This window comes from Armatimonas sp. (assembly GCF_043760365.1).
Classification (GTDB): domain Bacteria; phylum Armatimonadota; class Armatimonadia; order Armatimonadales; family Armatimonadaceae; genus Armatimonas.
In genome coordinates this window covers 1-5,428 of sequence record NZ_JAYUPA010000300.1, presented here as the reverse complement: position 1 = coordinate 5,428, position 5,428 = coordinate 1, and the positions used below count along the sequence as shown (strand labels likewise).

The following is a 5,428-nucleotide window of genomic DNA, read 5'->3' as shown; positions in this document are numbered from 1 at the left end:
CCTGCCGTCGCTTTTCGATGCCACCACGCTCAAAGTGACAAATAAGGCGCTTGGAGGACGTAGCAGCCGGACATTTCTGGGCGAGGGGCTCTGGGACGCCGTGGCCAAGGAGCTAAAAAAAGGCGATACCATCGTGATGCAGTTCGGGCACAACGACGGTGGCGATAAGTTCAAGGGCACCCGCCCGCGTGCCTCGCTCAAGGGCAACGGCGACGAAATCGAGACGGGCGTCGTTGAGGCCACGGGCAAGGAGGAGACCGTCCGTAGCTACGGCTGGTATCTGCGAAAATACAGCACGGAGGCGAAAGCGAAAGGCGCAACGGTGGTGGTCTGCTCCCCCATTCCCCGCAATATCTGGAAAGACGGCAAGGTGGGGCGGGCGGTCAATGACTACGGTAAGTGGGCCAAAGAGGCAGCAGTGCAAGAAAAAGTCCACTTTCTCGATCTGAACACCCTGATCGCGGATCGCTACGAAGTGCTAGGCGAAGAGAGAGTGGCCGCACTATTCTTCGGCGACCACACCCACACCAGCCCCGACGGCGCGGCCCTCAACGCCAGCATTGTCGCCGAGGGCCTGAAGAAGCTACTCAAGCTCCCCTAGTAACCCTTCCGATGGGCGCTTGGGTCGTAGCCTTTGAAGTCCCGGCAGAGAGTAATGTACCAATGTTTGACGGGGCCATCGTAGCCAGGACGTGTGAGCAAAATTGGCTTTAGTGGCTCGACAGAAGCAAAGTATTTCCGGGCAACCGGAAGGCTCTCTTTTGCATCGTCCACATCGTTGACCAGCACGATGCTCTTGCCAATCAGCGCTTTCTCGTCGGTCCAGAGCCTGTAGTTATCCCACCGGACATTGAAGTACAGCCCGTTGGTCTGCGGCTGACCGGGCAGATAAAACGCCATCGCGGAGTTCACCCGATAGGTCACGCTGGCATAGGCGACCTCACGGCCCTCCGCCTTGAGTGTCTCGCCCGCCGCCGCCGTCTGCGCCATCAGCTCGGGCCAGCCGTAGGGCTCGTTGAGCTTGGTGAAGGGCAGTGCAGGCAGTGTAAGGCCGAGTTTGCCCGGTGCGCCTGGAAAGAACGCCAGCAGACAGAGAAAAACATTCAGCGCGATACTTGCCAGTGGAAGCGCTTTTTTACCATCGCGCCAGAGCCGTTCAAAGAGCACTGCCACCGGTAGCAAGCTCGCCAAGTGCATGGTCGTGGGCCAGTTGATCTCTAGCTTAGAGCGCAGCGAGGTCCAGATGCAGACCGCCAAGAGCGGCAGCGTGAAGGCCAGCACAAAGGCGCGGGATCTCTCGTCACGAAGAACAGCCTTGAGCTTCACCAGGCACCAGAGCTCGGTCAGCCAAGCAATCGGCCCCACAAAGAGCGCCTGCCCGGCGAGAAAATCCCCGAACCAGCGGCCAAACGCAGCGTCGGTATGGCGGCGGGAGAGTGTCTGGATATGGAGCGAGAACATCTGCTCATGCTGCCGATCCCAGAGTGCGTAGGGCAAGACCCCCAGCAAGGCAATTCCAAACGCAAGATACGGGTGCGGCGTCTTAAGCCACTTGCGGTAGTCGGGCACTAGCGCCAGCAGGAGTAAAACGCCAGGAGCGAACATCAACATCGTCAGCTTCGAAGCGATCCCCAGCGCAACGGTCGCCCCCACGGCGTACCAAAGCGCGGGCTTGTTTTCTTGCAGCGCCTTGGTCAGGAGCCAGAGTGCCAGCGCCCAGCAGACCACCAAGGGGCTATCGTAGGTGGCGAGCAGGCTCCCGGCGGCGTAGAGTGGCGCGAGGGAGAGTAGCACGAGCATCCACCAAGCCACTGCCTCCCCCAGCCAGCGCCGGGCCGTCAGAAACGTCAGCCACGAGCCCAGCGCCGCGAAGACAATCGGCATCAGCCGAACGCCGAGGTGCGTGTGCCCCGCGAGCAGTGTCCCCAGCTTGATACAGTACGCAATCCCCGGCCCCTGATCGTAGTAGGACAGATCCAGGTGACGGCTCCACTGCCAGTAATACGCCTCGTCCCAGGCGAGGCCGAGCTGCGCCCCGTAGAAAAGCCGAAAGAGTGTCAGCGCCCCAATAAGCAGCAGCGCCGAGCGTGTGGTGCGTGTCATAGACCCTGATTGTACCCGCCCTCAGAAAGCCACACATTCCCTTAGACTACCGCACCTACTGGCATCTCGACAGTGAATTTTGAGACACAAATCCTATGACATATTGCACGGAACCCAATACAAACCACCGCTCGTCTATAAAGACAAGTTTTGCAAGAAAGGCAACAAACATGAAAAAGCACTTAGCACAACAAATCACCCTCGCGACTGTAGTTATAACACTACTTACAATGTCAGTGGCACAATCAAACGCCAATCCAATCTCCCCACAAGAGCAAGGTTTGGTTGGACTTGGAGGTGAGACGCTCTTCGTCTTTAAGTCTGACTCAGACTTAAATAAAGACATGAAAACTCGTGTGAATGATTCTCATGATCGCCTCCGATTTATTTTAAACAATCCCAATCTAAAATCAAAAGATATCCTAGTAAAGCCACTGGGGAATTACGGTGCAAAAATCACGGCTAATGGTCAATTGATAGTCCCTATCGGGGTTGCAGAGGCATCGGCACACGGCTCAACTCCTATGCAGCTTGCAAAAGACTGGGCATTTCACTTACGTCAAGTCCTTCCAAAGCTCACGGCGCGCCCGGATCTTTTTGCTCGGAGCTATTCCCTGCTCACCAAGCGCTCTCTCACCAAGCGCTAGCAGGCTTCGCTAGACTTACCTAAAGGAATAAAACTATGAAAACCAGACGTTTCATCATCGCTTTGACCGTTTTTAGTGCCATGCTTTTTGCCCTCTCAGGCTGTAGTGGCGGAGGCAGTATCTCCGCGGAGGCGGGTCTCTCGGGCGGCCTCTCCAGCGGGAGTGGCTCCACCAGTACCACGAGCAGCGCCACCGCCCGCTAGATTCAAGCTAGGTAAGGACAGAACAAGGAAAAAATGATGTTTCGACAGCCCCGGAATTTGGACCGCCCGATTGTGGTCTCCGCACGCTTTTACACGCCCAAGCAAGAGAGCCACTTTCAGCTCTACCGGATCAATCCCGATGGCTCGGGCAAGCAGACACTCACCCATGCCGACGCGGAGGACTACACCCCACGCTGGTCACGCGATGGTAATCATATTCTCTTTGTTCGCTCGTTTGAGCGCCTCAATCCTGTGCGTCTTGAGCTGCACCAGATCGCTCTGGATGGATCTCAGGACCGCAAGCTCTGGGAGACGACCTCGGAGTACAAGCCTTCGTTCTATTTCGATGAAGACGATGTCATCCTGACTATCGGACGGAAAAAGTATGTCATCCAAGCAAGTACGGGTCGCCAGATCGCCCTCACAGAACGTCCGGTGGGGTTGCTCTCTCCAAGTGGGAAGTACCGCGTGCTAGACAACCGTATCCTCCACGAGACGAACAAAACAGTCTTGCTTCCTCCAGAGCTGGAGGCAATGGGCTGGTTAGACAACGCGACACTGCTCTGTGCCACTCGGGAGCGCCCGGAAAACCGCTACCAGCGCCCTCCCTTGCTGCACCTACTTGAGACCACGGGGCGTCTGCGACGCTCGTTCCGCGTGATCTATGAGCAAGGTGCAGAGGCACTTGTCCGCCGGGATGGGCCAGGACGCTGGCGCAAGGCGCTGCCAGTTCCCTGGAATCATGACCAGGTACTCCTAGGCTGCGAGCGCGGCGATAGCCTGGCCGGTATGTGGCAGGAGTCACTTCTGCTAGATCTGACTTCAGGAAAAGCCGCCCCCTTTACCCAGCACGGCAGGCTCGCCTTGGCTCCCAACGGCTACGAGTATGTCACTACCTACAACCGGACACGCCGTGTCTACCAGGGACGGCAGATCACACTTCAAGCTCTGTATGCCGGAGACCGCCGCAAGCCCACGGCGCAGCGCTCCCTTTTGGGCAGTGAGGTGGAAGTGAACGGCGCGGACTGGTACGGTGGGAGCGAGCTGCGTCTCGCTGGCTAGACCTACTCCACGATAAACTTGAGCTGATCGGGTTTGGTGAGGACGACCTCAGGGCTGCCTTTGAAGTCCTCAAACTTGCCAGAGATCAGTACATGCTTGCCCTTGAGGCTCTGCATGTCCGGAAAGTCGGCGTAGTTTTTCACCCGAAGCACGGCAGTAAGCGCGTTGCGGTAGTTTTTGTCGAAGTTTAAGATCACCAGGCCGTTACTGCTGGGGGAGAAGACTTTTACGACTGTCCCCGCAAACGCCCCGTCTTTGCCGACCAATTTCTTCGCCCCCACCAGATCCGTGGCTTTCAGCGCCTTGGTCACAGAGCCATCGGCGGCCTTGACAGTCCCAAACTTTACGGTTTTCGAAGCAACTATTGCTTGTGGCTTGGCAGGCTCGGGTTTGGGTTTATCCTCCTGAGCAAAAACAAACGAGACACTCAAGGCGCACAGGGCGGCAAGTAGAGAAAGACGGAGCTTGAACATACCCCTATTGTACTACAACGATCTCGCGCAGCGAAATCCGGTATCATTTCAGGTGGCCTTCGCGCCCTCGATCCCACGCTCGTAGGTGCGGCAGCCGCGCTCGCCGTAGCCAACCGCACCGCCTTTGATAATGCGCTGCTCGGGGTTGCCATTGGGGTGGCCTTGCACCCACTCCCAGGCATTGCCCGCCATATCCCGGCAGCCGTAGGGGCTGGCCCCCGCAGGCACCGAGCCCACCGGGCGCACCCGTGAGTACTTGCCACAGGCTAGTTTTAGCGTCGGTTTGGGCGCACGCGCCGTCACTTTATTCTTATCCCAGGTAGCGCCCCAGGGGAACCGACGGCCATCCGTGCCACGGGCGGCCTTCTCCCACTCATCCTCGGTGGGGAGCCGCTTGCCCGCCCAATGCGCATAGGCTTCGGCATCGGTGTAGGTCACGCCCGTGACGGGAAGTTTTTCCTGACCCGGATCGAATGCGTGCGCAGGGCGGAAGCGTGCAAACGCAGCGTTAGTGACTTCGTCGCGATCTATAAAAAATGCGGGAAGAGAAACCCGGTGCTGGGGGCGGCGCTCCTCATCGGTGTCGGGATCATCGGTTCCGACCAGGGCTTCTCCCGCAGAAATCAGCACCATTCCTTCCGGAGTCGGTGGGAGGTGTGTGGGTAATGTGACAGGCTGACAGCCGCTCAGAAAGAGCACAATGAGCACAAAGAGCAGTGCCGCACCGATTCGTAGAGAAGCTTTCATACTCTCTCTACAAACACGGTGCGGCGGAAAGTTCCGGTGCCCAGTTTTAGTTCTTGCGACGACGTGCAAGAGGAAGCAAGCCAAGTAGTGCGAGGCTCAGAGTCGCAGGCTCAGGGACACAGTTCGGAGCATGGTGCTGGGGATCATGCCCCGCGTAAGCAGGAACAGTGACAGCAAGACCAATAACCAGAAC

The 5,428-nt window shown here is 57.8% G+C and carries 8 protein-coding genes; 4 read left to right on the top strand and 4 right to left on the bottom strand.

What is annotated here, in order from left to right; genetic code table 11:
- Positions 1–601 (top strand): rhamnogalacturonan acetylesterase (locus tag ACH2EH_RS07215; RefSeq protein WP_395140307.1); only part of this gene is annotated, 601 nt, incomplete at its 5' end.
- On the opposite strand, the gene ACH2EH_RS07210 is transcribed toward ACH2EH_RS07215, so the two are convergent.
- Positions 598–2,103 carry an ArnT family glycosyltransferase gene (locus ACH2EH_RS07210; protein ID WP_395140305.1) on the bottom strand — a complete coding sequence of 502 codons (1,506 nt, stop codon included), beginning with the start codon at positions 2,101–2,103 and terminating at the stop codon, positions 598–600. The genes ACH2EH_RS07215 and ACH2EH_RS07210 overlap by 4 nt on opposite strands.
- Positions 2,104–2,273: 170 nt before the next feature.
- Between ACH2EH_RS07210 and ACH2EH_RS07205 the strand changes: the two genes are divergently transcribed.
- The 3 genes from ACH2EH_RS07205 to ACH2EH_RS07195 are packed head-to-tail and all read left to right on the top strand — an operon-like array spanning position 2,274 to position 4,015.
- Positions 2,274–2,750 (top strand): hypothetical protein, encoded by a 477-nt coding sequence (locus tag ACH2EH_RS07205; protein WP_395140303.1) that lies wholly within the window; start codon positions 2,274–2,276, stop codon positions 2,748–2,750.
- Positions 2,751–2,785: 35 nt separating this feature from the next.
- Complete coding sequence (locus tag ACH2EH_RS07200; RefSeq protein ID WP_395140301.1) at positions 2,786–2,953, top strand: hypothetical protein; 168 nt, start codon at positions 2,786–2,788, stop codon at positions 2,951–2,953.
- 33 nt (positions 2,954–2,986) lie between these two features.
- Positions 2,987–4,015, top strand: a complete 1,029-nt coding sequence (locus ACH2EH_RS07195) for a TolB family protein (protein WP_395140299.1) — start codon at positions 2,987–2,989, stop codon at positions 4,013–4,015.
- 2 nt (positions 4,016–4,017) lie between these two features.
- On the opposite strand, the gene ACH2EH_RS07190 is transcribed toward ACH2EH_RS07195, so the two are convergent.
- The 3 genes from ACH2EH_RS07190 to ACH2EH_RS07180 are packed head-to-tail and all read right to left on the bottom strand — an operon-like array spanning position 4,018 to position 5,419.
- Entirely contained in the window at positions 4,018–4,488 is a 471-nt protein-coding gene (locus tag ACH2EH_RS07190; protein WP_395140298.1) for a hypothetical protein, read from the bottom strand.
- Between the two features lie 48 nt (positions 4,489–4,536).
- Positions 4,537–5,235 (bottom strand): formylglycine-generating enzyme family protein, encoded by a 699-nt coding sequence (locus ACH2EH_RS07185; RefSeq protein ID WP_395140297.1) that lies wholly within the window; start codon positions 5,233–5,235, stop codon positions 4,537–4,539.
- A gap of 46 nt (positions 5,236–5,281) precedes the next feature.
- Positions 5,282–5,419: an MYXO-CTERM sorting domain-containing protein gene (locus ACH2EH_RS07180; protein ID WP_395140309.1), complete on the bottom strand. Its 138-nt coding sequence runs from the start codon at positions 5,417–5,419 to the stop codon at positions 5,282–5,284.
- Positions 5,420–5,428 lie beyond the last annotated feature (9 nt).

Coding starts and splice junctions, on each gene's coding strand:
- ACH2EH_RS07190 (WP_395140298.1), bottom strand. CDS start 4,488: ATGTTCAAGCTCCGTCTTTCTCTACTTGCCGCCCTGTGCGCCTTGAGT.
- ACH2EH_RS07210 (WP_395140305.1), bottom strand. CDS start 2,103: ATGACACGCACCACACGCTCGGCGCTGCTGCTTATTGGGGCGCTGACA.
- ACH2EH_RS07205 (WP_395140303.1), top strand. CDS start 2,274: ATGAAAAAGCACTTAGCACAACAAATCACCCTCGCGACTGTAGTTATA.
- ACH2EH_RS07195 (WP_395140299.1), top strand. CDS start 2,987: ATGATGTTTCGACAGCCCCGGAATTTGGACCGCCCGATTGTGGTCTCC.
- ACH2EH_RS07185 (WP_395140297.1), bottom strand. CDS start 5,235: ATGAAAGCTTCTCTACGAATCGGTGCGGCACTGCTCTTTGTGCTCATT.
- ACH2EH_RS07200 (WP_395140301.1), top strand. CDS start 2,786: ATGAAAACCAGACGTTTCATCATCGCTTTGACCGTTTTTAGTGCCATG.